The organism is Nostoc sp. (assembly GCF_035638895.1).
Lineage (GTDB): Bacteria > Cyanobacteriota > Cyanobacteriia > Cyanobacteriales > Nostocaceae > Nostoc.
Map to the genome: position 1 here is coordinate 1 of NZ_DASQZC010000316.1, position 26,904 is coordinate 26,904.

The 26,904-nt window shown below is 40.4% G+C and carries 26 protein-coding genes and 1 pseudogene; 20 read left to right on the forward strand and 7 right to left on the reverse strand.

Going from position 1 to position 26,904, the window contains the following annotated elements; all coding sequences use genetic code 11:
- From psb34 to VE944_RS15475, 7 genes and pseudogenes are all read left to right on the forward strand, one after another.
- On the forward strand, positions 1 to 132 hold a 132-nt coding region (gene psb34 / locus VE944_RS15445), incomplete at its 5' end, for a photosystem II assembly protein Psb34 (protein WP_324978528.1).
- Positions 133 to 394: 262 nt separating this feature from the next.
- A complete protein-coding gene (locus VE944_RS15450) occupies positions 395 to 2,605 on the forward strand; it encodes a tetratricopeptide repeat protein (RefSeq protein ID WP_324978455.1) in 2,211 nt (736 codons plus the stop codon).
- A gap of 439 nt (positions 2,606 to 3,044) precedes the next feature.
- Positions 3,045 to 3,788: a choice-of-anchor K domain-containing protein gene (locus tag VE944_RS15455; RefSeq protein ID WP_324978457.1), complete on the forward strand. Its 744-nt coding sequence runs from the start codon at positions 3,045 to 3,047 to the stop codon at positions 3,786 to 3,788.
- A gap of 1,009 nt (positions 3,789 to 4,797) precedes the next feature.
- Positions 4,798 to 5,517 carry a conjugal transfer protein TrbI gene (locus VE944_RS15460; RefSeq protein ID WP_324978458.1) on the forward strand — a complete coding sequence of 240 codons (720 nt, stop codon included), beginning with the start codon at positions 4,798 to 4,800 and terminating at the stop codon, positions 5,515 to 5,517.
- Between the two features lie 1,653 nt (positions 5,518 to 7,170).
- Positions 7,171 to 7,842 (forward strand): annotated as a pseudogene (locus tag VE944_RS15465) (S-layer homology domain-containing protein); the annotation flags it as partial.
- Between the two features lie 315 nt (positions 7,843 to 8,157).
- Entirely contained in the window at positions 8,158 to 9,387 is a 1,230-nt protein-coding gene (locus VE944_RS15470; protein ID WP_324978460.1) for an RNA-guided endonuclease InsQ/TnpB family protein, read from the forward strand.
- Positions 9,388 to 9,682: 295 nt separating this feature from the next.
- Positions 9,683 to 10,924 (forward strand): S-layer homology domain-containing protein, encoded by a 1,242-nt coding sequence (locus VE944_RS15475; RefSeq protein ID WP_324978462.1) that lies wholly within the window; start codon positions 9,683 to 9,685, stop codon positions 10,922 to 10,924.
- A gap of 113 nt (positions 10,925 to 11,037) precedes the next feature.
- On the opposite strand, the gene VE944_RS15480 is transcribed toward VE944_RS15475, so the two are convergent.
- Complete coding sequence (locus VE944_RS15480) at positions 11,038 to 12,390, reverse strand: sensor histidine kinase (RefSeq protein ID WP_324978464.1); 1,353 nt, start codon at positions 12,388 to 12,390, stop codon at positions 11,038 to 11,040.
- A 286-nt stretch (positions 12,391 to 12,676) separates the two neighbouring features.
- On the opposite strand from VE944_RS15480, the gene VE944_RS15485 reads away from it, so the two are divergent.
- Positions 12,677 to 12,994 carry a DUF3155 domain-containing protein gene (locus VE944_RS15485; RefSeq protein ID WP_190939368.1) on the forward strand — a complete coding sequence of 106 codons (318 nt, stop codon included), beginning with the start codon at positions 12,677 to 12,679 and terminating at the stop codon, positions 12,992 to 12,994.
- A gap of 540 nt (positions 12,995 to 13,534) precedes the next feature.
- On the opposite strand, the gene VE944_RS15490 is transcribed toward VE944_RS15485, so the two are convergent.
- Both VE944_RS15490 and VE944_RS15495 read right to left on the reverse strand, forming a co-directional pair.
- Entirely contained in the window at positions 13,535 to 14,065 is a 531-nt protein-coding gene (locus tag VE944_RS15490) for a cofactor assembly of complex C subunit B (protein ID WP_324978469.1), read from the reverse strand.
- A 52-nt stretch (positions 14,066 to 14,117) separates the two neighbouring features.
- Positions 14,118 to 14,465 (reverse strand): PadR family transcriptional regulator, encoded by a 348-nt coding sequence (locus tag VE944_RS15495; protein WP_324978471.1) that lies wholly within the window; start codon positions 14,463 to 14,465, stop codon positions 14,118 to 14,120.
- A gap of 809 nt (positions 14,466 to 15,274) precedes the next feature.
- On the opposite strand from VE944_RS15495, the gene VE944_RS15500 reads away from it, so the two are divergent.
- The 5 genes from VE944_RS15500 (at position 15,275) to rpsN (ending at position 19,824) form a co-directional block, all read left to right on the forward strand.
- On the forward strand, positions 15,275 to 15,850 hold the full coding sequence (locus VE944_RS15500; RefSeq protein WP_324978473.1) for a DUF3611 family protein: 576 nt from the start codon (positions 15,275 to 15,277) through the stop codon (positions 15,848 to 15,850).
- Positions 15,851 to 16,238: 388 nt separating this feature from the next.
- Positions 16,239 to 17,519: a serine--tRNA ligase gene (serS, locus tag VE944_RS15505; protein WP_324978475.1), complete on the forward strand. Its 1,281-nt coding sequence runs from the start codon at positions 16,239 to 16,241 to the stop codon at positions 17,517 to 17,519.
- 131 nt (positions 17,520 to 17,650) lie between these two features.
- Positions 17,651 to 18,751, forward strand: a complete 1,101-nt coding sequence (rseP, locus tag VE944_RS15510; protein ID WP_324978476.1) for an RIP metalloprotease RseP — start codon at positions 17,651 to 17,653, stop codon at positions 18,749 to 18,751.
- A gap of 23 nt (positions 18,752 to 18,774) precedes the next feature.
- Positions 18,775 to 19,446 carry an endonuclease III gene (gene nth / locus VE944_RS15515; RefSeq protein WP_324978478.1) on the forward strand — a complete coding sequence of 224 codons (672 nt, stop codon included), beginning with the start codon at positions 18,775 to 18,777 and terminating at the stop codon, positions 19,444 to 19,446.
- 75 nt (positions 19,447 to 19,521) lie between these two features.
- Positions 19,522 to 19,824 (forward strand): 30S ribosomal protein S14, encoded by a 303-nt coding sequence (rpsN, locus tag VE944_RS15520; RefSeq protein ID WP_324978479.1) that lies wholly within the window; start codon positions 19,522 to 19,524, stop codon positions 19,822 to 19,824.
- Positions 19,825 to 19,921: 97 nt separating this feature from the next.
- Here the strand turns inward: rpsN and VE944_RS15525 are convergent, their stop codons facing one another.
- The gene (locus VE944_RS15525) at positions 19,922 to 20,251 is read right to left on the reverse strand and encodes a hypothetical protein (protein ID WP_324978480.1); all 330 of its coding nucleotides are present in this window, start codon (positions 20,249 to 20,251) and stop codon (positions 19,922 to 19,924) included.
- 107 nt (positions 20,252 to 20,358) lie between these two features.
- On the opposite strand from VE944_RS15525, the gene aat reads away from it, so the two are divergent.
- From aat to VE944_RS15560, 7 genes are all read left to right on the forward strand, one after another.
- Entirely contained in the window at positions 20,359 to 20,934 is a 576-nt protein-coding gene (gene aat / locus VE944_RS15530; RefSeq protein WP_324978481.1) for a leucyl/phenylalanyl-tRNA--protein transferase, read from the forward strand.
- A gap of 118 nt (positions 20,935 to 21,052) precedes the next feature.
- The gene (locus VE944_RS15535) at positions 21,053 to 21,418 is read left to right on the forward strand and encodes a hypothetical protein (RefSeq protein ID WP_324978482.1); all 366 of its coding nucleotides are present in this window, start codon (positions 21,053 to 21,055) and stop codon (positions 21,416 to 21,418) included.
- Between the two features lie 91 nt (positions 21,419 to 21,509).
- Entirely contained in the window at positions 21,510 to 22,922 is a 1,413-nt protein-coding gene (locus VE944_RS15540; RefSeq protein WP_324978484.1) for a coiled-coil domain-containing protein, read from the forward strand.
- A gap of 169 nt (positions 22,923 to 23,091) precedes the next feature.
- Positions 23,092 to 23,316, forward strand: coding sequence for a DUF433 domain-containing protein (locus VE944_RS15545; RefSeq protein ID WP_174712394.1), 225 nt, complete (start codon positions 23,092 to 23,094; stop codon positions 23,314 to 23,316).
- Complete coding sequence (locus VE944_RS15550; RefSeq protein ID WP_324978488.1) at positions 23,313 to 23,651, forward strand: DUF5615 family PIN-like protein; 339 nt, start codon at positions 23,313 to 23,315, stop codon at positions 23,649 to 23,651. Before VE944_RS15545 ends, VE944_RS15550 begins: the two co-directional genes overlap by 4 nt.
- 109 nt (positions 23,652 to 23,760) lie before the next feature.
- Positions 23,761 to 24,009, forward strand: a complete 249-nt coding sequence (locus tag VE944_RS15555; protein WP_324978490.1) for a UPF0175 family protein — start codon at positions 23,761 to 23,763, stop codon at positions 24,007 to 24,009.
- Positions 24,006 to 24,500 (forward strand): PIN domain-containing protein, encoded by a 495-nt coding sequence (locus VE944_RS15560; RefSeq protein WP_324978492.1) that lies wholly within the window; start codon positions 24,006 to 24,008, stop codon positions 24,498 to 24,500. Before VE944_RS15555 ends, VE944_RS15560 begins: the two co-directional genes overlap by 4 nt.
- Here the strand turns inward: VE944_RS15560 and VE944_RS15565 are convergent, their stop codons facing one another.
- The 3 genes from VE944_RS15565 to VE944_RS15575 form a co-directional block, all read right to left on the reverse strand.
- The gene (locus tag VE944_RS15565) at positions 24,501 to 24,626 is read right to left on the reverse strand and encodes a hypothetical protein (RefSeq protein WP_324978494.1); all 126 of its coding nucleotides are present in this window, start codon (positions 24,624 to 24,626) and stop codon (positions 24,501 to 24,503) included. It abuts the gene before it with no gap.
- Between the two features lie 142 nt (positions 24,627 to 24,768).
- Entirely contained in the window at positions 24,769 to 25,578 is an 810-nt protein-coding gene (locus VE944_RS15570) for a DUF3598 family protein (protein ID WP_324978496.1), read from the reverse strand.
- A gap of 57 nt (positions 25,579 to 25,635) precedes the next feature.
- Entirely contained in the window at positions 25,636 to 26,538 is a 903-nt protein-coding gene (locus VE944_RS15575) for a cell division protein FtsX (RefSeq protein ID WP_324978498.1), read from the reverse strand.
- Between the last annotated feature and the right edge of the window lie 366 nt (positions 26,539 to 26,904).

A 26,904-nucleotide genomic window follows, 5' to 3' on the forward strand; every position in this document is an offset into this window, starting at 1 on the left:
GAACCAAAGATTTATCAAGCAGAACCCCCCACAGAAGGGCAAAAGCGAACTTATCTTTTAATAGGAATAGTCGCTACAGTTTTGGTTGGCGGCTTGATTCTAGTTGCCTTCTTTGTTTCTAAGAGCAGCTGATCGTAAAATATTTTAATAAAACTTCATTTTATTGATAGTTTTCAGGTTCTGATTTTAAAAGGAGCCTGCTTTTTTATTTTTTGTTAAAATTGAATCAGAAATTAAAGTATCATTATATACTAATTTATTTTGCTATACTCGAAAAACTTAATTTATCCTAAGCAGCACAGCATTAGCTTAAAAATCATTTCTATTATGAGATTAGCCGACTTGGATATGCCGAGAAAGGTGATATGTACTGTGTTTTGGCTCTTTAGCCGCCATGAGCGTGAATGATACTGCACAAAATGATAATTCCAGTTGGAATCGGCAAGTATACCAACGATTGAAACTTGCCCTAAGTCTTGGCTTACGACGGCAACTTTTTTTAGCAGTATGTGATGATTTACACCTGAGAAATCAAGTAGCGACTCGTTTGCATTCTACATTGGCTTATCCTATTGGACAAGTGCTATCTCAGCCATCAAATGTCCAAGAAAATAGCACTCTAGCTTATCCGCGATTAGTTACGTTGCGTTTGAATTTAAATGATCCCAATCCCATACTTCAAATAAATCAATGGTTGGCAAACTATCCACCGCCAACTGTTGGGGCATCAAAGGATTCCCCTGGAAGACCGTTTCCAGTACCAGCATTTCAGATTGTCGGCGTGGAGCATCTCACCAAGCAACCAGTCGCTACACAACGGTTATTTTTACACCATCTCCGCTTAAGCGAACAATATTTCTCTGTACAAGAATCTAGTCGATTCCTTGAATCTAACTTGCTGTTGTGGATACCGCGTCCTTGGTTATCTGCTATCAAGCAATCAGCGCCACAGTTTTGGCGTTGTCGGACTGGCGTATTTGTATTTGCCGGAGAACCTACACCAGCGAGTCAGAATTCAGGTTATCCAGAACGTTTTTCTAATCCCAGAAGCTTGGATTTAGGCTATATTGAGCAGTCGATTGTAGATGAATCAGTTACCCAAACAGAACTTAGAACCGCAGGTACTGAGTTAAAGTTGAAGACTAATTCCGATTTTCCGGCAGAAACACAAGGGAATAGCGTACATAAAACCCAGGAATCGCCATCGACAGCAGATTTATTGAAAGCTACGCCACAACAGCAGGAATCTACTAATAGGTCTGGTAGCGCAAGTAATAATCAATCGCTGTCCTCTTTATCTCATATTAGTAGCGAGTTAACGGAACTAGTAATAGCAACAATAAATACAAATATTGCTCAACATACTGAGGATTACTTGCAACCGCAGCAGATTTTGTTGGAGATTGAAGAATTACACCAAAAGCAAGTTGCAGGGGAAGTACTGGCAGAAGCTTATCATCGCTTGGGCACTTTATACCGCCTTCGCATTGAGCAGGGAGAGTCAACCCTAGAAAATCTGATGGTGGCAATTATTGCCTATCAGGAGGCAATTAGCTATGACGAAGCCTCACCACAACTCCCAGATATCTTAAATGATTTGGGTACACTCTACTGGATGCTATACCGTACACCGCCCAATTCTGAGGAAGGACAAACTTATATAGAGCAGGCAATAGAATTTTATCAGTTGGCGTTGAACATGATCTCGCCGCAGACACATTCAGAAACTTACGCTCGTGTGCAAAATAATTTGGGGACGGCTTATGGTGATTTAGCTCGTTTTTCTCACCCATCTGAAAATTGGCAGCAAGCAATTTTAGCTTACAATGAAGCACTGAGCTACCGTACAGCCGAGATGGATTCATTAAAGTATGCCGCTTGCCAGAACAATTTGGGTACTGCTTACTGGCATTTAGGGCAGTATAACCAACCGATTGTGCATTTAAAGAAAGCGATCGCAGCTTACAACGAAGCACTTGTACACTACAACCCCGAACAGGAACCGCTCAAGTATGGCATGATTCAAAACAACATCGGCACCGCCTGTTGGAATCTAGCACAATACGAACAACCTGCCCAAAATCTCCAGCGAGCTATAGATGTCTACACCGAAGCTCTTAAGTATCGCACTCCAGCTAATGTTCCCAGCGCCTGCGCCGCTACACAAAATAATCTCGGTACTGCCTACTGGCATTTAGCAAACCTATCTCAAACAACTAAAGAGGCACGGCACAAGTATCTGCAACTATGTATTAGCGCTTACGAAGAGGCCGTAGCCTTGGCTCACTCACTTAGCGGTATTCCTTTAAGTTTTGATTTGCTTGCCTCTTATAATAACTTGGGACTAGCACATTATCAGCTAGTAATAGATAAGTCGTTTAATGATGACAAAGCAACACGTTCTCAACATTTAGAAGTAGCATTAGACAATCATTTACAAGCCTTAAACGGATTAAGTAAACAGCCAGAGGCTTATCAAACAACGTTTAATTATATAGTGAAAACTATTCGTGCTTTTCATAATGAATTAGGCATACAAGGACAAAATCTGGCTTTATCTAAAGTTCCTAGTCAGTTGTTGCCAGAAATTTTGTCAAAGCTATAAAGCATATACCGAAAACCCTTCAAAAAGAGGCAAAGGAGGCAAGGGTAGAGAAAAAAGCAAGTGTATTTGGGGTTATTTCAGAGTAAAAAAATACTAAAATTTTCTCTTGATTTCTCCTTGAATTTGACCAACGAATCACATTCGTCTCAATAGTGCAGAGAGTGTAAAAAAAGTAACTTTGTATTGACTTGACATTGATCGGAGAAGCAAGTAAGGTAACGATGTCTACGACAAGCTACCCCTACGCAATTACTGTTTTACCAATTTGTTAAAATGTTTTTTTGATATGCATAAGGTTAAAATAATAAAATAATTTTTTAGATAAAATTTTATAATACATAAATTCAGTAAAATACTGGTGCGTCTTAAGGAAAATTACTAATTTAGACTCGAAACATAGTTTAAAAAAGCTCCAAAATGAGATTTGGATACTTAAGTTATGAAACTAAGTTTGGTTTTTGCGACTGCTATATCTAGTTTTTTTGTGGGTGCGGCTATAGCACTTGGTTTCTCTAACCAAGCAGATGCTCTAACTTTTTCTGGTATCTCTACTGGTACATGGGGAGAACCTACTCCAGGAAGCACCGATATCAATCCCAATCCCATATACACAGGTGTGGGAAACAACATATTTACTTGGGGTGATGCTAATGTGTGTCTACCAAGTCCAAATCCTAATGGGTGTACAATAACAGGCTCAAATAAACTTACCTTTACAGGAAATTCGTTTTCAACTGACATTAATTCTGTATTCAAAATAGCTGATTTAGCTTACTTTAATGGAACTGTAGTTAAAGGTACAAGCGTTGAAGATGTGCCTTTAAATCTCAATGTATCCTTCAGCCCCGCCGTTGGAATCAGCCAAGTTTTTGAATTGAAACTGCATCTAGTAAATACACCTAATAGCCTAACAAATTCTGAAGAAGAGAATGCAGACTTTGTATTTATAGACGAAAACTTGAGTAATCCGACTTTTGCCTTTGAAGGCAATAAATACACCCTTGAACTAACTGGTTTTAATCCAGACGTTGGACAGATAAGTATTAAAGCTCTTGAAGGAGGCACAACTAAAACAGCTATTTATGCCAAAATCAAAACTATACCTGAACCTGCAACAGTAGCGGGTCTATTCCTGGTAGGGATGTACCTGATATCTAGTAAAAAATTTCTGGAGAAGAAATAGTCAGAGCTTTAGCGCTCCTGTATTTTATGCAATTGAGAACCGCTACATATTCATATTCCATAATTGATAAATTTTAACCCAGCACAAGAATTGCTGCGATCGCATCAAAATTTATTCCCATTGAAGAAGAATTCAGGAGCAAAGCCAAAGATGCTCTCTACAAGACGCGTAAGGGACGCGGACTCGCTCTAAGCGAACGCGAGTCTTTGTAACACTTTGTAAAAGCAAGCTACGCGCAGCAGCGACCATAAAAGAAGGAGAAGAGAAGGAAGGCTATATGAAACTCCTGCTGTGGTCTTCTGACGATGAGGTAGGGTGTCCTTGGCTTTGCTCCTGACTGAACCAAGAAACCCCAAAGCTTTCCCAAGTTTTAAAAAATAAATCTACAATAGAAGTAAGCTAAAGCTAAGTAAGTAGGCACAATTAAACCAAACTGTGTAAATTTATTTAAAGCGCTATAAGTGCTTTGAGTATTAGGTTATAAGCAATTTACATTAATTAATCTAGTGTTATTTTTTAGCGCCCAGCTACTTAATCGTCATTCATTGTTTCAGAATGATTCGCTTGTAGTAAGCAGCTCTAGCCCTGATTTTATGCAACTTAAATGCAGATTAGCTTAAGAGTTCGCATTCAGCCCATTCGCCTCTATTTAGTGGTGTAGATATAGGACTCATATTTGATTTTTGAAAATATACCAAGAGGAGCCAATCGTGTGGTGAAGGTAGTCCCGTCTTGTCCTAGACGTAAAGAATAAAACAACTTTGGCAACAATTAGATTAATTTTGCGTCATGTTGAGAGTATCTCACCATATATTTAGTGACGTACATTAGCAAGATACAAATTCTGAGGAGCAATATCTCAGATAGGACTGGTTGCAACACAAACTCCAGGTTATATAAGCACTTTCATATTCAGAATGCGCCTATAAACAGGTTTCATAAATTTTAGAAACAAACTAAGTGAATCAACGTCATTAAATACATCACATACACAAAGGTTTAGCGACTTATGACTAGCATACATCAATGGAAATCTGGAACTGCTGCGCTTATGGCAATAGCTGTTACTGCAAGCGTCACTGCCCCACTGTTAACTTTAGCTCCTGCTAATGCACAATACAGAATTGGGCAAGACAGAGTTGGGCAATATGGAAACGTTACCATTCCTTCTGGGGTTGCTTTACCTGTTACCTACGAGCAAGAAACAATCACTATTGCTCCTGGGGAAACTAAATCTCTAACCTTGAGAATAGCGAATGACATTATTGACAGAAATAGAAATGTCTTGATTCCCGCCGGTACTAAAGTAAATGGACGATTAGAATCTGTTGATTTAGATGGTTATTATTCAACAACTACAGACGATAATCAAGCCAAAGGTGTGCGGTTTGTAGCTCAAGAATTAGAATTTTCTAATGGTCAGCGTCAGCCAATTAATGCAAGTTCTCGGACATATACCACAACTCAAAAAGTTTCACAGGGGCCTAGCACAAGTCAGGTTTTAACTGATGCAGCTATCGGTGCGGGTGCTGGTCTTTTAGGTTCACTAGTGACTGGTAACCGCAGAATTGACGATTTAAAACCTGTTCTCGGTGGGGCTGCGGGTGCGGGAGCAAGTGTGCTGTTGAGGAAAAAACAAGGAAGTGCCTTTGTTCTTAGACCCGCACAGGATTTGAAGCTTACACTGAATTCTAACTTGAATTTAGTACCACAATCCCGCCGCTACTAGATTTAACTCAATTCAAGTCGTGACTTTAATCCTAATAGGCGATCGCAACTTTAAATGTATTGTGCGATCGCCTTAAATTTTAACAGTAAAAAATTATATTTAACAGCAACTATTCTACCTTTATATCGTCTTAATCATTATCAATATTTATTAAAATACTTATTTAATTGTACTGTGTAGAGAGTTAGGAAAATCGGCTCTATTTTATTCTCTATCCAAAAGAGTATTCAAAATTACGTAATATCCTGATATTTTTGTTAAATAGTGGCAATAAAGGAGCTTTTGCTTGTGGAAATTCAAAGTTTCGGTATAGGCACATATCTTGCAATTCCCGTAGTATTAGGTCTTTTAAGTCAGGGAGAAAGGATAAAAGAATTTTTAGTTGAAGACGTCCATCAAGTATCCACTAACAAGGAAATGAGCCTATTTAGCCGCCAGGTAATTAGCGCGAATTCAAAACCGAAAACATACTATGTTAGTGGTAGTGGAAACGACAAAAATAACGGACTCTCTACTTCATCCGCCTTTAGGACAATTCAAAAGGCAGCAGACCTTACCAACCCTGGTGATACAGTATTGATTATGAACGGCGTATACAAAAATATAGCCAAAGCTGGGAGTGTAGTAAATATTAAACGTTCTGGAAAATCAAATGCATGGATTAGATATAAAGCATATCCTGGGCATTCCCCAAAAATTCAGCACAATACATGGAATGGTATCTTAATTTCACATGGAGCTTCATATATTGAAATTAACGGGCTGGAGGTAATAGGGAACAATGCTAATATCACCCTTGATTATGCGATGAGTCAGAAGACAAAGAAACTAAACCCACTGACTAATGGAAACTGCATCAGCGTTGACGGACGAAACAATGGTCGTATTCATCACATCCGTATTGTGAATAACAAAGCGCATCACTGTGGAGGAGCAGGTATTTCAGCGATTCAATCTGACTATGTGACAATAGATAATAACGTGGTGTTCAATAATGCCTGGTATAGCGTTTATGGTAACAGTGGCATTTCATTGTTGAACCATTGGAATTCTGACAATAACCGGGGATACAAGATGTACGTTACCAACAACAAGACCTACAACAATCGTATGTACATCCCTTGGATCGCAGTTGGAAAGATCACAGACGGTAATGGCATCATTATCGATAGTTCAAGAAATAATGAGAAGAAAATAAAAATGAGTCCATATATAGGACGTACTTTAGTTAAAAACAATCTTTCATTTAATAATGGTGGTTCCGGTATTCATTCATTTTTAAGCGATCATGTTGATATTGTAAATAACACTGCTATTTTAAACAATCAGAGTCCAGAAATTAAAGATGGGCAAATATTTGCTAATAAGTCATCTGATGTCAAAATTTTAAGAAACATTCTCTATGCATATCCTGGCAAGCTTATTAACAGTAATTACAATACTCAAAATGTTACTTATGACTATAATATCTACCTCAATAGTTCTAAAATAAGTGTTAAGGGGCCTCACGATGTTGTTGCAGACTCAGAGTTTTTAAGTAAGCATCCCACTATTAAAAAAATATCTAGCAATTGGAAATCAAAGCTAGATAAACAAAATCCGCCAACGCGGAATAATGTACAGTTTAAGTCGGCAAGTTTAGTTTGTCAGCCAATGACTTATACTTTGCAAAGCAAACCCATCCAAGCGGGATGCTCCTCGACATCTGTGGCTCAAACTCCTGCTTCACCTTCGGCTCAAACTACTGCTTTTTCTGATGTTTCATCTAATTATTGGGCGGCACAATTTATTCAACAATTGTCACAGCGAGGTGTAATTGCTGGATTTCCTAATGGTACTTTCCGCCCTGAAGAACCTGTGACACGCGCTCAATTTGCCGCTATGGTCGATAAAGCTTTCCAAAAATCACAGCAACGGCAGGCGATCAAATTTTCTGATGTGCCTAGCAACTACTGGGCATCCAGTGCCATTGGGAAAGCCTATAGCATTGGTTTCTTAGCAGGATATCCTGGTAATCGTTTTCAGCCTAACCAGGCTATTCCCCGCCAGCAGGTATTGGTGTCCCTCGCCAACGGTCTGGGATATACTTCTGGTGGCAATAACCAAAGCACTCTGAGGTATTTCAACGATGCCTCTAAGATCGCTAGCTACGCCCGCAGCCCGATCGCAGCAGCAACTCAAAAACAAATTGTGGTGAACTATCCTAATGTAAAGTCCCTGAATCCAACCGCAACTGCTACTCGCGCCCAAGTAGCAGCTTTTATCTACCAAGCACTGGTTAGTTCTAATCAAGCCCCAGCAATTAACTCGCCTTATGTCGTGTCAAACCCCAGAAATTAACTGCCTTATGTTGTAACTCAATTCAAGTCGTGACTTTAATCACCTCTGATAGGCGATCGCCACTTTAACTATACTGTGCGATCGCCTTCATTTTTAACTAATTCGGTGGAATTCCCCATCCGTCTATAGCTCAGGGGATGGATAGCCGGGTGACGACGAAAACACCTCCGACTAATATTAACCGCAGGTTAATTAAGGAGTGGGGGGAAGAGAGAAGTCACCAATTATTTTATTTCATTTATTTGCTTTACCACAATACATATTTATGATAAAACAAGAATATAAAGGAGGTGATGTTGAGTGTTACACAAGGTTGTACAAGTCCGTTTATATCCGTCAGTTGAGCAAGAAATACAACTAGCGCAAACTTTTGGGTGTGCTAGATGGTGGTGGAATTATGCTCTAAATAAATCGATTGAGACTTATAAGGAGACGGGTAAGGGACTTGGACGTGCTGCACTCAACGCATTTCTTCCTGCACTCAAAAAAGCTGAAGATACGGTGTGGTTAGCTGATTGTTATAGCCAAGTTTTACAGGCTACGACACTAAATCTAACTACAGCCTACAAAAACTTTTTTGAGAATCGCGCTGGATTTCCTAAGTTCAAATCCAAGCATGCTAAACAGTCTGTTCAGTATCCTCAAAACGTCAAGGTTGTAGATAGTGATGTCAAACTCCCTGGCAACATTGGAATAGTCAAAGCCAAAATACATAGACCTATTGAGGGGAAAATAAAGACTGTTACTGTTAGTAAAACGCCTTCTGGCAAATATTTTGCATCTATCCTGACTGAAATTAAAGGCGAAAATCCGGTTATTTCAGAAGATAAAATTTACGGCATTGACTTAGGGTTGAAACACTTTGCAGTTGTAACTGATGGCGAAAAGGTTTCAAAATATGATAATCCTAAACACCTTGCCAAGTACGAAAAAAACCTTAAGCGGAAGCAAAAGAAATTAGCCCATAAAAAAAAAGGAAGTAAATCAAGGAATAAGTATAGAAAAGTTGTTGCCAAAGTGTACGAACGAGTTAGCAATTCAAGGCAGGATTTCTTGCATAAACTTAGTTATAAGTTGGTCAGCGATAGCCAAGCTGTCATAGTAGAAAATCTTCATGTCAAAGGCATGGTTCGTAATCACAAATTGGCGAAATCAATATCTGATTGTGGATGGGGAACATTTACTAACTTTTTAACCTACAAGCTAGAACGCAAGGGTGCGAAGTTAGTTGAAATTGATAGATGGTTCCCCAGTTCAAAACTCTGCTCTAATTGTTTCTATCAAATCAGTGAGATGCCGTTGGATGTCCGTGAATGGACTTGTCCTCATTGCAAAACTCATCATGACCGCGATGGAAACGCAGCAGCAAATATTAGAGCCGAAGGCATCAGAATGATAAAGGCGGAAGGTTCAGCCGTCTCTGCTGTAGGAGGGGAGGTAAGTCCTATTCTTGGGCGAAAGTCTAAGTTTAGGCACTCCCCCTTGATTACAGAAGCCCCAACTTCAACAGTAGTCGGTAAGTTGGGGTAGTTCACCCCTAAAAAATCTATTTCCCAGCAACTATCCTATCTCTGTATCGTCTCAGTAGATATTCCTAGTTTTTAAAGTATTTATTTAATAGCGTTAATCGGTAAGACGCTGATTAGACTATTACCTATTGCTAGCTTTGCTAACAGGTTTGTCTAATTTAAACTATATAATTTCACTGTATGCCGAAAGTAATAGTTTTTACACAAAATCGAAAGAATTGGGAACCTAATATTTTACTAAATGTCTAATTAATTAACAGTAAAAAAATAATTGATTGTACTGGAGTTAAAAATTAATGTTTACTTTAAATCGTTTGCAATCTGGAACAGCTGCACTCATGGCTTTAAGCGTCACAGTCGCTACTGTAGCGCCTTTCATTACAGCTTCGCCATCTTTTGCTCAAACTACTTTTTCTGATGTTTCATCTAACTATTGGGCAGCACAATTTATTCAAGAATTGTCACAGCGAGGAGTAATTGCCGGATTTCCTGATGGTACTTTCCGCCCTGAAGACGCGGTGACACGCGCTCAATTTGCCGCTATGGTCAACAAAGCTTTCCAAAAAGCACAGCAACGGCAGGCAATCAATTTTGTTGATGTGCCCAGCAACTATTGGGCATCCAGTGCCATTGGGCAAGCCTACACTATAGGTTTCTTATCTGGTTATCCTGGAAATCGCTTTGAGCCTAATCAAGCTATTCCCCGCCAACAGGTTTTGGTTTCCCTCGCTAACGGTTTGGCATATACTCCTAGCGGCAATACCGAAAGCACTCTCCAATATTTCAACGATGCCTCTAATATCGCTAGCTATGCCCGTAGCCCGATCGCAGCAGCAACCCAAAAGCAAATTGTGGTCAACTATCCTAATGTGAAGTTCCTGAATCCAACTGCAACTGCAACTCGCGCCCAGGTAGCAGCTTTTATCTACCAAGCATTGGTTAGTTCTAACCAAGCCTCAGCAATTAACTCGCCCTATGTTGTGGCTGCCGGATCTACTACCCCAACAGCTGTATCAGTCACAATTCCCCAAGGGACTGCTATCCCTGTGAAGTATGACAAGGCAGAAAAAATTCTGGTTACAAAGGATGAAACAGCGCCCTTGACATTGACAGTATCCCAAAACGTGGTTACGCAAGATGGATCTGTAGTGATTCCTGCTGGTAGTCAGGTTATTGGTCAACTAAAACCTGCTACAGGCGGTTCTCAATTCATTGCCGAGAAACTAGTTTTAGCCAATGGTCAAGAGTATCAGCTCAACGCTAGTTCTGAAGTGATTACCAAAACTGAAACCGTCAAGAAGGGTGTTAGTACTAATGCAATTATCAAGGATACTGTATTGGGCGCAGGTGCAGCCGCTGCGGTTTCTGCTGTCACAGGCGATCGCGCTATTGCCACAGAAGAAGTCTTGGGTGGCGCTGGTATCGGTGCATTGATTGGTCTGTTCTTCGGTAAGAATAGTGTTGACTTAATCGCCATTGACCCAGATACCGATTTACAAATGACAATCAATCAAAATTTACTAGTCTCGATCAAATAGTCATTGGTCATTGGTCATCGGTCATTAGTCATTAGTATTTACAAAGGACAAATTACCAACTCTCAACTTCAGTTATTAGCCATTAGTCTTTACAAATGACAAAGGACAAAGAACTAATTGTCAACTTCTGGTAACCAAATAATAAACGTAGTTCCCGGCGCATCGGGTGAAGTTAGCTTAGAGTTGATTGCAGGGCTGAAAACCTCGATTTCGCCCTGCATTTGCTCTATTAATTGTTTTGCGATCGCTAACCCCAAACCAGTACCGGGGATTTCTGTTTGCGCTTGTACACCCCGATAATGCCGTTCTCCAAGATGTTTTAAATCCTGGGGCGGAATGCCAGGCCCGTTGTCACTAATGACAATTCCCTGAAAATTAGCCTTTTCTTGCCCCGCCTTAATTAAAATTTTGCCACCAGTGGGAGTGTATTTCAAAGCATTATCAATAATGTTAGTTAATACCTCTCGTAATGCTTTGACGTTGGCACGGACTAGGGGTGAATTCTGTTGAATTTCAGTTATTAGTTTTAGCTTTCGCTCTTGCGCGATCGCTTTGGCTGATATTAATAATGGTTCTAATATATCTGCTAATGAGCAATTAACTGCTTTATCTCCCGTTCCCGGCAATAATAACGGCGGTTTAGCGTCTTTTTGGATAGTTGCTTCTACAAATACTTCTTCGGGGAGATGTAGTGGTGCTAAATCTGCCTCTGTCAAGTCAATTACTTGATCAAATTGTTGCAACAATTCTTGGAGGCGATCGCTTTCCCGCACAATACTATTTGCTACATTTCGGTTGGTATCTGCTGGTCGCAACCTTTTCAATAGCAGTTTACCAAAAGTCCGCAACGCCGTTAAAGGGTTACGAAACTGATGCAATAGGTTATCTAGCAAATCTCGCTGTTTTTCTTGGAGAATTTGTTGCTCATGCAACTGCTGCTCAAACCATGCTCGCCGTTGATCTAAAATACAAGCGATCGCCAGTGTTTGGGCTATGCGTTGAATCTGACTTTCTTCGTGTTCATTCCATGCCCGATCTTTCCTACTCGTCACTAATAACCCCATCATTACACCCTCATAAACCAGAGGTAAAACAATTTGGTTACTACTAAATAAATATTCTTCTTTTAGATGGGGTTGAGACGCATTTGGTATTTCAGACTCCGGTGACGAGGTGGGAGATTCTGATCCTGCTGTCAATAACCTTCTCTGTTGATTGGGTAATATAAACACATTTCCTACTTGAAGTTGCTTGTGTACTGTCGCTTCAGCAGTCTCTTCTCCTGGCGGTAATAATGCTGTTTCCGGGTAAATTACCACAGGAATCAGTTTGGCCTCACCCGAAGGAGTCTCTACCAATTCTTGCGTCAGGTACACAATACTTAAAGTTGCTCCCAGCCCTTGGGTTAGCAGCGCTATTTGCTCTCGACATAGAGCAAGAAAATCGGAACTGGCAGACATTAACATTTTTTAGCTTTTGCTCAATATTACAGATTTTGAGGCATGATTAAAAGAAGATACTTAGTTTTTACCTCATCCGTTTAATAAAGCTTAACTAAAATCTTCTACATGAAAGGTTTGTACCAAGGGATTATATCCTTAGGTTATTTTGTTTTCTCTATCTCCAAAGATATTAATTTTCTTAAATTAAAAGGTTAAAAACTATTGATATTTTGAACTAGAACCTATATAATGACGACTGATTTTGTAGCTATCACTACAATCTATAAGCTTGAAAGAGGAGGACAATAGATTGGCAAGGAGACGCAAAAGGAAGAGTCGTCGTCGTCAGGAAGGACGGCGAATTTTGGAACATGTGCCTCAATATAGCATCGAAAGTGGCGAAGAAAAACCTGTGACAGCAGCGAGAAGATTTATTCAAGCTGAAGGTATTTTGCCACCTGCGTTGCTACTCGTAAAGCGAAATGAACACACCACAGACCGTTATTTCTGGGCAGAAAAGGGACTCTTTGGTGCTCAATACGTAGAGGAAAACCATTTCTTGTTTCCTAGCTTGAGGGTGTTAGAACCTTCGCCAGGTCAAGAATCTCTTGCTTTAGCTAGTCGGTGAACCATAAACAGTCATCTTACGCATTGAATGTCGCTCCTGACTATACATTAACTGGCAAAATTGCTAAGTTTATGCAAAATTTAATTTTTTTTTAGTTTGGAGCTGATTTGCTTTTTAAGGCTAGTCCAGGTAGTTGGAATATCAACTTGTGTTAAACCACGCTAGATTGCATGGATTGATACTAGTACCAAAAGTCAAAAGTCACTCATGCTTTAACTTTGGGCTTTCTAGCTGTAATGAAACGGTAAGTTTATTTCCGCCGACCTGTATTAGTGTCATGGTACAGAAGGGAGTAGGTATAGAGGCAAGCGCCACCAAAAGCGCTAGTGAAGTTGCGCTCTTATGCCGTAAATGGTTAACGAAGCTCTGTCAACAAATTTAAGTTAATGAATTTAAATTTTTCCCCACTGCACAAGTCGTGGGGAAAATTGACAAAGCAGGAGTCTTGATTTCCTCCTTCCTACTTTCCATTGCTTAAAGAGTTAAGTCAGGTAAGAAGTCTGCATATCATAGTTAAGAGATGGTTATAAAAACCAACAATTATTCAGCAGTCTTAAGCTGTAGAGTCCGTTGCAACTCGCCCAGTTCATCTCGATGGGCAATTACAGTGATTTTACTTGAGGACGTTTGTTCGCTTTGAGTTGTTTCTACTTTGAGCGACACCTTCTCAAGTCTTCCAGATTTTTTCCAATAAAATAGACCAGTCAAAGGCGACAGCAGTACCAGAGGCAGAACAAAGGTACTGAGGTTAGGAAAAAGCAGGAACACGACTAGTGATAGACAAACAATACCAGTCGCTGCCAGCAGAGTTAAAAATATAGCTAAGAACCAACTGGGGCGAACATTACCTTCAAAAGTCACTTTGTTTTGTTCTCGGTCTACCTCTGCTACTCGGTAAGACCGCGAGCTAAAATACTCTTTTAATTGAGACATTAAAGCAGCTTCGTCTTGCTCAGATACTAGTTGTGCTGTTTCTATGCGGTCTTTAGTCGAGGCACGAATAAAGAAAAACAGCCCAACTGATAACAACAAGGTTAGCAGGAACGTAGATGGCAAAATAGCACTATCCATAACTAATTGTTATTGTTTGACTGGAGGAGACTTATTCATTATCAATTATTCGTTACTTTGTCCTCCTATTGATGTAGTCAAGCCATTGAAAAGCTAAATCCTGCGCTTGAAGTTGCCATTCTGGAGAAACTTGGTACATTCGCCTGGGGCGTCCTCGTCCTTCGAGTTTCTTCCAATATCCAGTGATTGCCCTTTCATCTTCCAGAAATTTGATTGCACTATAAAGTACGGTATCCGAAAGTCTATAGGTTGGATATTCAGTTTCTAATTGCTCAATCAACTCGGTTCCGTAAGATTCACCTTGTAATAAAACAGACAGTATGTAACAAACTGCTACTTCCTGACAAAGGTAAGTTGGCGGAGGATTCTCAAAGAATTGATATATATCCTCAAGTTTCATGGTTAGTGAATGGCTAAAAAAATGCCTTAGGGTAGGGTCTACAATCCTTGTAGCCAGTATATAGTGCTACTGCTAAGTGAGTAATATATATAAAGCTACTTAGACTAGATATCCATTGCGTAAATACGAAATAATTACCCACGCCTGTGAAGTTGTGGGACGAGTTTGCGAGTTTTAGGGGCACAAAATAGTGTATCCCTACTCAAGCTCGATACGTGTGGTGAGGAGCGAATAGACAGTGCCAAAGTTACTGTCTTGGTGTTAAGTGATGCCGAGCTAGTTAGAACTGCTGAAGCAATAAAATGCCATCGAAGAAATTTTACAGGTAAAATGCTATTTTGTCTGTAAAAGTTCATAAACACTTTGTTTTCCAGTGATTTTCCAATGGAATTCCAAAAGCTTACGCTGAGGGATATGTCTGGGTTAAAGCTGCTACAGCAGTGGAAACACTTAAGCAGTAACCATCACTGATTTTCTGAATAAGAGAATCTTTTGTCTTTTATGGCAAGTGTGATAGTAAATTTATCAAAGAAGACCCAAAGGTGGGGGAAAGAAGACCTGACTTTTCACGTTATATGGAAAAGCTAACGATTAACACTAACCCCCTAGACCCTCTTTCCGTGTCGGAAAGGGGGAAAATTCAAAGTCTCTCTGCTTCTAGAAGAGAGACTTTGAAGTGAGGTTTTCCAGATAGATACTGCAAAAAGTTAGAAAGAAAACGGGGAAACGCGGGGACGGGGATAAAGAACTCTCCGCGTCCCCTTCTCCTCGCGTCCCTTAATCAAGCGCCCAGCATATTGGTTCACTTTATGTCACAAACTCCCGATGCTCCATCATCTTCCTCAATGCGGGCAATTGCCCAAACTTTTCGCCTTACAGGTTGGATTAGTTTCTGGATTCAGCTAGTACTAGGCGTTGTTTCTAGCATAATTGTGCTGCTGTTCGCCATCTTTAATCAAAGAACTGGCAGTCCTAGTAATAATCCTGGGACTGGCTTTGGTGTATTTTTAGCAATTAGTGGATTGGTTATTTTGGGCGGAGGTATTTATTTAGCTTATCGTTACACTAGAATTGGCAAGCAATTGGAATCTTCCAATCCCAGCAACCGCCCTCGGAAAAGCGAGACTGTGCAAGTATTACGCTTAGGGCTGTGGGTGAATTTAGGGGGAACGCTGGTAACTCTTTTGGGAGCGCAAGCGATCGTTGGTACACTGGTAGCAAGATCCATTTCTCCCCAAGCTATAACTACCCAATTTTTTGACCCCACCCGGATTATTAGCGGTCTAGATATGCTTGTGGTACAGGCAAACACTAATACTGTATCAGCACATTTTGCAGGGGTTATTGCGTCACTTTGGCTACTCAATCGGATTAACCGACCCTAATATCAGTGCTGAGTTTTCAGGAGTCAAACGAAATTAATCATACTTTTCCGGTTGCCTTCACCTGGACAAAATAGAGATGATAAGGAACCACCGAATATTACTCAAAGGACGTTTGCAGCCACTGATAACAATAATAGTAATGGTCAGAGTCTTGCTCAGGTTTCTGAAACGACAGTAACTCAAAATACGAGTTCATGATTGTTTTAATGCATTATATGGGTTCTTAGCCCTGGCAGTGATGGTAGAAAATCTCGAGCAGAGATTGAAACTGATTTTTCTAATAAACTTTGTTTTTCCAGTTACAGCAAAGCAAAATTACTATATGCTAAATGCTTATATGTTAACTGGATTGACAGGAAGATTTTAGACTAAAAACTGAGAAAAATCTGTGCTGGATATTAAGCAAATACGGGAAAATCCGCAATTAGTTCAAGAACGATTGAATAGTCGTAGTGGTAAATATGACATTGAACCGATATTACTGTTAGATCGGCAACAACGGGAACTTGAGGGGACACGCAGTCAACTCCAAGCTCGTAGCAACGAAATTGGTAAAATTGTCGGGCAAAAGATTAAATCTGGGATAAATCCTCAAGACCCAGAAATTCAGGCTTTGCGGGATGAAGGTAACTCTGTCAAAGCTACGTTGAGCGAACTGGAACCCCAGGAAAAAAACCTCAAAGCTGAAATTGCCCAACTTGTGTTGGCACTTCCCAACTTACCAAGCGACTCTACACCCCTTGGTAAAAATGAGGAAGATAATGTAGAAGTGCGGCGTTGGGGTGATGAGTACATTCCCCAAAATCCGAATATTCTCCCTCACTGGGAAATCGGCGAAAAGCTGGGTATTCTCAATGTTGAACGGGCTGTAAAAGTTGCCCAAAGTCGCTTTGTGACATTGATAGGCGCTGGTGCGGCATTGGAGAGGGCATTAATTCAATTTATGCTGTCTCTCCACGCTCAAGCGGGATATGTGGAAGTCAGTCCACCTTTGTTAGTTAATACCGAGTCTTTGACGGCGACCGGTCAGTTACCCAAGTTTGCGGAAGAAAGCTTTAAATGCGCTGATGATGACTTGTGGCTGATTCCTACGGCGGAAGTTCCAGTTACAAATCTCTACCGGGGTGAAATTCTCGCTGCTGAAAACTTGCCTATCTACCACTGTGCCTTTACTCCCTGTTTTCGCCGCGAAGCTGGTAGCTATGGGCGCGATATGCGGGGATTAATTCGCCTGCATCAGTTCAATAAAGTGGAAATGGTGAAATTTGTCGAACCCAGTACATCTTTTGATGAATTGGAGAAATTGGTAGGGAATGCAGAAGCAATTTTACAGGCGTTGAAGTTGCCTTACCGAGTAGTAAATTTAAGTACTGGAGATTTGGGATTTGCCTCTACCAAAACTTATGATTTAGAGGTTTGGTTGCCCTCTTCTGGCAAATACCGCGAAATTTCTAGCTGTTCTAATACTATAGATTTCCAGGCGCGGCGGGCTGATATTCGCTTCAAAGAGGCGGGGAAGAAAGGCACTCAGTTCGTACACACCCTCAATGGTTCGGGTTTGGCTGTGGGACGGACTATGGCAGCAATTTTGGAGAATTATCAACAACCTGATGGGACAGTGAGGATACCAGAAGCACTGCAAACTTACTTGGGGCGTGAAGTATTGTAATTTGTCATTAGTCATTTGTCCTTTGTCCTTTGTTATTTACCAATGACCAATGACCAATGACTAATACCCAATACCGAATGCCCAATTAGAATGAAGATAACTATAGCTTAATATTTTCACTAATTTGCTCTATGTCAGTTTTAGCAGCGATCGCAGTTTTGGCTGTTTTGATTTTGGTACACGAGTTGGGACATTTTGTTGCAGCCCGTTCTCAAGGCATTCTCGTTAACCGTTTTTCTTTGGGTTTTGGCCCAGTTCTTCTTAAGTATCAAGGAAAGCAAACCGAATATGCTGTCCGTGCTTTTCCTTTGGGCGGCTTTGTGGGCTTTCCCGACGATGACCCCGATAGCGATATTCCACCCAATGACCCGAATCTGCTGCGTAACCGTCCAGTTTTAGATAGGGCGATCGTTATTAGTGCTGGAGTAATCGCAAATTTAATATTTGCCTACTTGGTGTTGGTTCTGCAATTCGGTATTGTCGGCATTCCCAAGGAATTAAACTATCAAGCTGGTGTTGTTTTACAGCCTGTTAATCAAGAATCTGTTGCCTATCAAGCAGGAATTCGGGAAGGAGATATTATTCTGGCTGTTAACGGTCAAGAACTCCCGGCTTCTGACAAGTCAACTCCTTTGCTGACAAAAGAAATTCAAACTCATCCTAATCAGCAAATTGAACTGAAAATTCAACGTCAAGACCAACAACAAGCCCTAAAATTAACACCAAAACTAGGAGCCGACGGCAAAGGTGTAATTGGTGTGGCACTTGTTCCAAATGCTACAGTAGTTTATCGCCGTCCTAATAGTCCTTTTGAAATTTTTGGTCTTGCTGCTAATAAATTTCAACAATTATTTGTTAATATACTGAGCGGTTTTGGCCAATTGATTACCAACTTTCAACAAACTGCTGGACAAGTTTCTGGGCCAATTAATATTGTCAAAATCGGTGCAAAGTTAGCTGAAGACAATACCGTAAATCTGTTGTCTTTTGCCGCAGCTATCAGCATTAACTTGGCTATTATTAATATTTTGCCTTTACCAGCTTTGGATGGGGGACAACTCGCATTTCTGCTGCTCGAAGGTTTGCGCGGTAAGCCAGTGCCTAGCCGCATTCAAGAAGGTGTAATGCAAACTGGTTTGGTGCTACTCTTAGGGTTAGGAATTTTTCTGATAGTCAAAGAAACTACTCAATTAACTAGCCAATTGGAGTGGGTACAAAGATTATTTCAGTGAAGATAGGGAGTGGGGAGTAGGGAGTGGGGAATAGGGAAAAGAAACTTTTACCTTTGAAGCAACGGGCGATAGAAATTTTAGTTCGCCTGAAGCGTCTTTATCCAGATGCTACTTGCTCTTTGAACTACTCAACGCCAGTACAATTGTTGGTGGCAACGATTCTCTCTGCTCAGTGTACTGATGAGCGGGTGAATAAGGTGACACCAGCTTTATTTGATCGGTTTCCTGATGCTGCTAGTTTAGCGATCGCTGACTTGGTAGAATTAGAAAACTTGGTGCGCTCAACAGGGTTTTATCGCAATAAAGCCAAGAACATTCAAGCCGCCTGTCGGATGATTGTTAGCGAATTTGACTCTGTTGTGCCTAACCAAATGGAGCAATTATTAAAGCTTCCGGGTGTGGCGCGGAAGACAGCAAATGTAGTCTTGGGTCATGCTTATGGCATTAATGTTGGAGTGACGGTAGATACTCACGTTAAGCGCCTTAGCGAACGTTTGGGTTTAACTGAAGCAAAAGACCCCGTTCGGATTGAGCAAGATTTAATGGGTTTATTGCCTCAGCCTGATTGGGAAAATTGGTCAATTCGGCTGATTTATCATGGTCGTGCTATTTGTAAAGCACGCTCTCCCGTCTGTATTGCTTGTGAACTTGCCGATTTATGTCCTGCTGCTAATAAGCCAGTGGTTGTAGGGTAAGCAACACAAGTAATCCCAGAATTGATGGAGAAACTGTAGAATAGAGAACGGTGTCTTTAAATAAGTTAGAGAATAATGGCAAAAAAGAGCATGATTGAGCGCGAGAAAAAGCGCACTAAGTTGATAGAAAAGTATGCTGACAAGCGGGAAGCTCTTTTGGAAGAGTTCAGAAGTGCAGCATCTCCCCTAGATAAGCTAGAAGTCCACCGGAAGATTCAACAGCTACCCCGGAATAGTGCGCCCACCCGCCACCGCAATCGTTGCTGGTTGACTGGTCGTTCTAGAGGTGTTTACCGCGATTTTGGACTGTCTCGGAACGTGCTCAGAGAATGGGCGCATCAAGGTCTATTGCCTGGAGTTGTTAAGTCTAGTTGGTAGTTAAGAGTCATTAGTCATTAGTCATTGGTAAATAACAAAGGACTAATGACATAGACGCTTCTGCGGCTACCCGCAGGGTAGGACAAATGACAAAATATTATTGACCACAACATTTATCAATTCCTAGACTTTCTAAGAGTAGATCGCTGACGGCGTTAGCGATCGCAAACTCTCCATAGAAGCTATTGGAAAAATCATACGACTGCATCTCTGTGACAATGGCAATTACCAGAGAACCAAGGTCGTTTTCTCCTTCCATCCGTTGACGCACAAAAATCTGTGCGGCTCGTTGGGCAATGTTTTGGTTGATTGCTTCGGGGATAAATTCTGTATCTAGCCACCGTTGTAAGCGTTCTCGTAACCATTCACCTTCGAGCAGAGGGTTTTCAGGCGGTGGTAAGGTAATGGGTGGAATTGGTTGAGTCATCTTTTTTATTTTAAACCCAGAGGGACGCGGAGGGAAACGCAGAGGAACGCGGAGGATGATTGCTAGCATCAAATGGCGTTTCTCTAGTGTTTTTTTTATATTTATTTATGCAATATGATATCGACGCTATTGTTGAGGGTTATGCACAAGGCTATTTTCTCATGGCTGATGAGCGCGATCGCCTGAGTTGGTATGCAAGTCGCGATCGAACTTTTATTCCTTTGGATGAACGGTTTCGCTACCCTAAGTCTTTGCAGCGTGTCCTGAATCAAGAGCGTTTTAGTGTGGCTATTAATCAGGACTTTCAAGCTGTGGTGGCTGGATGTGCTGACAGAGAGACAACTTGGATTTCACCGGAATTACAAAAGATTTACTGGCTACTTTACCAGAGTGGTTATGCTTTTAGTTTTGAAACTTGGCAGGGTGATGAGTTAGCTGGGGGAATTTTAGGGATTGTTATTGGTGGGGCTTTCATTGGCGAGTCGATGTTTTACCGGATTCCTGAAGGCTCGAAGGTAGCGATGGTAAAGTTGGTGGAAAGATTGCGCCAGAGGAAATTTGTGTTTTTTGATGCCCAAATGATGAATCCACATTTGGAGAGGTTTGGGGCTTATCGGGTTGAGGATGAAGAATATCAAGGTTTACTTAAGCAAGCGTTGCAACGTACTTGTAACTTAGTGTAGGTGTATAAAGATAAGTCAAGTTACCTTTATGCTGTCTGTAGGGTATAGGGTAACACTTGAAGCATGGTAGTATATATGTGTTATAAATATCAAAGATTATATCAGGATCACTACCGACATGGATTTATCTGTACTGGCTTTACAAGCAGTAAATATTGTGCTTTATACAATTGATAAGGTTACAGATGGCGCTTTGGAGAAGGCTGGAGCAGATGTCCTAGAATTTTTAAAAGCAAGATTTCAAGATAGGCTTCAAGTTGAGAAAGCCAAAGAAGAACCCAAGCTTTTAGAAGCTGCAATTGTAAGTGAAGCAGAATTAGACAAGAAGTTCCAGGAAGAGTTAGAAAAATTGGTTACTCGATATCAGCAAACACAAAACAACTTTAATATTTCTCAAAACACAGAATCAGGTGTCAATCTTAATGTTAATAACAATCCAGGTACAGTTATAGGACAACAAATAGGTCAGCAATTTTTTCGTTAACCAGCTTTATCTTGATCTTCAGAACTCAGATTTAGTAGAAAACAGGAACCTACTTAAAAAGCTCCTAAACTACATTAAAGTAATTATATTTTTGATATGCTCTCTATTTTTCTGGTTTCTGTTTGGTTGGTTAGCTGACTATTCCTTCCCGTTTGCTCAAGCCATAGAATTATTGCTTGCTTGTTTCAAAGGTACTGTTTCAGCAAGGATTAACAGTTTACAGCAGCAATTACAAAGAACAGATATAGTTTCTCAACCAGATAATCAACAGCAAGTTCAGAAGCTGAATAACTTAGAGTCTCAAGCATGGCTTTATGAAGGTATTTTAGAACGTCTTGCCGAAGATCCCTCTATAAATCATGAAAAAATTGCAAGAACACTTGAGGCATTAGAGCATAAAAGAAGCGAAATTTTACAAGAATTAGTGCCTCGAAGACCACGTAAATACAGTATTTTAGCAGGCATACAGGATTCTGCCCGTTTTCTGTTAGCTAGCCAAGCTGAAAAGGATTATGAACGGCTTGAAAGGATTGTAACTAATCTAGTTATTTTTGTCAGAAGCACACAGCCCTCAGAGATTATACTTTCTGAGCTAATTGAAAAATTAGCTTTGGAGATAACACAAAATGCTAATCAAATTAGTCCATATCGTCTTCGGCTTGCTTACAAAATTGATGATTTAATAAGGGTTTTATCAGCAAAGCTGATTTTAGGTGATAGTTCTATAACTGATAGTACCTATCAAAATATAATTAACGAATTACGCTCTCGAATCAATCTTTTATCTGAGCAGTTAAAGAGCTTACTTACAAGTAGACAAGATAATAAAAATGAATTAAATAAATATATTAAAGAAATTTCTAACCTTACTACAAAAATTTCAGATTTATATAAAACTATATACAATTTAGATGCTGATCTATCTGCTGTACGGAAGAGTAATCAAAATATAATAGAGTTATCTAAAAAAAAGCAATCTCAAATAGATAGCTTAGAAAAATTAATATCTAAATTACAAAAAGATATTCAAAATTCAACAGATATTGAGCAAATAAAACAAGGGAAAATTAATTATTTAGAAAACAAATTGTCCCAACTGAATCAACAGAAATCAGATTTAGAGAAAAGAATTCAAGATATTAATGACTATGGCCAAAGTAAAAAATCCGAAGTTGAGAACTTGCAAATTGAAAAGTCTCAGCTAAGTTCTCAGAAATCAGAGTTACAACGCCAATACCAAGTATTATATCAACACTATCAACAGCAACAAAATGAGATAGCTAAATTGAAGGAGCAGATAAAAAATCTTTCTCAAATTAGTCGTTCAGAATCCTCTAGCCCTACCAATAGAACACTACAACAGCCTATTAAGGAAACTAGGGAAAAAATAACTCCCGAAGAGTATGATAAAATCTATAACAAGGATGACTATATACCCGTAAAAGCACATTATCGAAATGGATCACCTGTCAAAGCACACTACAGAAGACGACGAGCTAGATGAGCATACAGCCGCGCAATTAATATCTTAATTCTTTTCGGGAGGGAGCGATCACCATTTTATAACAGATATTGTAAGTTGGATTTACTAGCTAAAGCCAACACATTTTATGCCCATAATGCAGAGAAGCATCACATATGCTAGGTTAAAGATTATCTCCGAGTGAAACCCTATGTCAGACTTACTTGGAAGAATTACAGTTAATCCCAAACAATGTGGTGGCCGTCCCTGTATCCGGGGCATGAGAATTCGAGTATCAGATGTACTCGACTTGTTTGCGGCTGGACTCAGTGCCGAACAAATCTTAGAAGAAATGCCCGATTTGGAAGCGGATGATCTTAAAGCAGCACTTGTGTACGCTTCACGTAAGCTCAATCATCCCGTTTTGGTTGCATGACAATCTGGGTAGATGCACATCTGTCACCCGCAATTGCAACTTGGATCACCATCACATTCGGCATAACCGCATTAGCTTTGCGTGATGTTGGGCTGAGAGATGCCGAAGATCCTGAGATTTTCGAGGCAGCTAGGGCTAGAAGAGTCATTTTCATCACCAAAGACAGTGACTTTGCTGACTTAGTTGATCGTCTTGGAACACCGCCACAAGTTATCTGGTTAACATGTGGCAATACGTCAAATGCCCGATTGAAAGAGATTCTCAATTCAACATTGCTAGAAGCATTAGAGCTTTTGCGATCTGGTGAAGCATTAGTCGAAATCAGAGGGGATTAACGGTGGAGGCTAACCAAAGCGATCGCAGTTTAACAAACCTACTGCACCGTAACGTAGTTGGAGGTTTCTTGGTTTACCTTAAAGATATAATCGCTAAACTAGCATTGCTATGAGTGTTGTAATCTCAGACGAAATTCTCCAAGCATCTCAGCTTACCCCAAGCGAGTTTTGTCAAGAAATTGCGCTGTTCCTATTCCAGACAGGACGCTTAACGATAGGCTACGCCAGTCAGCTTGCGGATATGCAACCCAATAGTTTTCGCCAACTCCTCAAGCAGCGAAACATCCCTCTCTACTCTTACAATGTTGAAGACTTTGAATTGGATTTGAAAAATCTGCGAGAGCTTGGAAGGCTGTGATTGTTATTAGCGATACGTCGGCAATCACAAATTTGGCAGCAATTCAACACTTGCAACTTCTGCCTCAACTCTACACTCAAATCACTATTCCAGAAGCGGTATTCTGTGAGCTTACCGACTTCGATCCTCTCGTTCCTGGAACCTCTGAAGTTCAAACTGCTTCTTGGTTGGAAGTTCGGCAAGTTACAAACCGTGAAATTGTTAAACGCCTTCGAGATGAGGTGAGATTAGACGCTGGAGAGTCTGAGGCAATCGCCCTTGCCTTAGAACTGAGTGCTGATTTGCTATTGATTGATGAGCGTCGAGGTCGAGCAGAAGCTAATCGCCTGGGGTTGAGGATTACTGGATTGCTGGGTATTTTGATTGAGGCAAAACACCAAAATCTCATCGTTGCTGTCAAACCGTTGATGGATGCCTTGATTACTACATCAGAGTTTAGAGTATCTCCAGCCTTGTACAATCAGATTTTAGATATGGTAAATGAAGGTTGACTAAGCAATATAATTTCTCTGAGATGGATAGAGCGATCGCTCAATTTTCTCTTCAGGTACGATGGAAATAGGTTCTAGTGCGATCGCTAATATTGTAAGCTTGATTGACACTAGGAAACCTAACATCTTTTTCCATTCATAATTTTAACCACTTGCATCATCATAAGTGCGACGACGAATAGCCCGTCGTAGACATCGCTCCATTTTTTAGATGCTCACAATGTAGAGAAGCATCACATTAAATTAAGCGATCGCACTCTCAAATCCTTTACACTTTTTCTTCAGTAACTAATGTCAGACTAACCCATTCGCCTTTATCGTCATAGCTGCGAATCATCCTCTGGCGCAGGTTTGGCTGGATTAACCAACCCGCTTCCAAAAATAATGGTTGACGTAATTGCACCTTTAGAGGAGAAGTTGCAGAAGCGCCATCAGGTAACAATAATACTTGTACTTGCTTTTGGGGATCTTGATCAAAGAGAACGATGGAACCTTTGATGCTAGCAGTTGAGGTAATTGTACGTTCCCCAAAAGAGGTACTTTGAATTAATCGCACAGTATCATCAAGTTGTATTTTTAAAGTTGTAGAGTAAATATCAGGCGAACGCAAATCTCGATATATTGTTACTCCTTGTCCTTGCCATTCTCCCAACAAATCATTTATCTGCAAAGGTGGACGTTCTGTTGCTGGGGTTCTGGCTAGATGTTCTCGAATTAGAATTAGTCTACTTAGATTACCAGTCTTATCAAACAGTTGCACCAGACGTAAGCGACGATTTCCATGAACAAAAGCGAGTTCTGCACCGAATTCTGAAAATGGCCCTAGCTGAATTAAACCCTCAGAAAATGAACCATTTTCAAAAAAAAGTAGACCTCCTCCCACTGAACTATATTCTTTGACTAAATCATCTCGTCCCGAACGGCACAAAGTTAAGCGCACTGTCTGGTTATTGTTTAAACCTTCTAGGGAAAGATGGCTAGGAGTATCGTTCAGAAGTGTGCCTTCAGGAGAAAAGTTGGTAAATGAACCTTCCCATACACCGAGATTTTGCAGAAAACATTCCCATTGCGATTTCATAAGGTTTTGTCATTAGTCATTTGTCATTTGTCCTTTGCAATGGCCAATGATTAATGATTAACCTTTGGCAAAACGTCGGACAGCGAATAAGCTTCCCATTAATCCTACAGCTGCACCGAAACTTAAGAGAATCAGAGGTAAGAGTAAAATTTGGGCTGGACTGAGTTGCACCCCGTTGGTGATAGCTTGAATAAATTCAGGTTGATTGGCTAGCAACTTACCGAGAAACTGTTGAATCACTGAAATAAAACTCCAAGCGATCGCACCACCAACCAAACCGAAGGTAATCCCTTGTAAAATAAATGGGAGGTAAATCCAAGCAGACGTTGCTCCCACTAGTTGCATAATTTCAATTTCCTGGCGTCGGGCCATGACAATCAGCCGAATTGTCGTAGTAGTTACTGCGATCGCTGTTAAAGTTAAAATAATTGTAATTGTTAAAGTAATCCAGTTCAGACCTTGGTGCAATTGGGCAATGCGTTTAACTGCTTCATCCACATACTGCACCGTCTCAACTCCCGGCAATTTAGCCAACTGCGTTGCTAAAGTTGGTACAACTTGAGAATTACGCGCTTTTACCTTTATCTCATCAACCAGAGGATTCTCACCTAGCTGCTGTGTAGCCCCCTCTATATCAGAAATTCTCATTTCCTTAACTAACTTAGTCCAAGCTTGCTCTTTAGTAATGCTTTGTATCGCCGCCACCTCTGGCATTGTTGCGATTAGTGGCTCAATGGTTTCGACTTGCGTATCCGGTTCGAGATAAACTGAAACTTCTAGCTGACTACCAAACTGATAGAGGAGTTTTTCAACTTGCCAAGAGGTTTGCAAACTCAAGCCGAATAAAAACAGCAACACTGTTACAGTACTTACAGCTGCCCAATTCATCCAACCTCCCCGCAGTAAACCGAGGAAAGTTTCTTTTAGCAGGTAGTCAAGTTTCGTAAAAGATTTAAACACACATCACCTCAAAATTTGAATGAACTTAGCGTGTTGACGTTAAATTTAGCTTTTGCGTCTTTGCGTCAATAACATCACTATTTATAGTCAATAGTGCCAAGTTTGCCAATACATCAGCTTTTATACATTTCTACTTCCTTGCTGCTTTGCTCCTGCTGTCTCGACGATTTACCTCGCCCTTGTGCCATTCACTATAGATAAACTCACTATCGCTCCCACAGTTATTAATAACAATTGGCTACCTGTTCTGCTTCCTAAGCAATTTTACTGTTTTTACAACTGACTTTAAAAAAGGGGGAAAATAGTTTGGTAATTCTACGATGTTTACTATCTCAGAGGAGGTGTAACTTTAAAGGAAGAAACAAG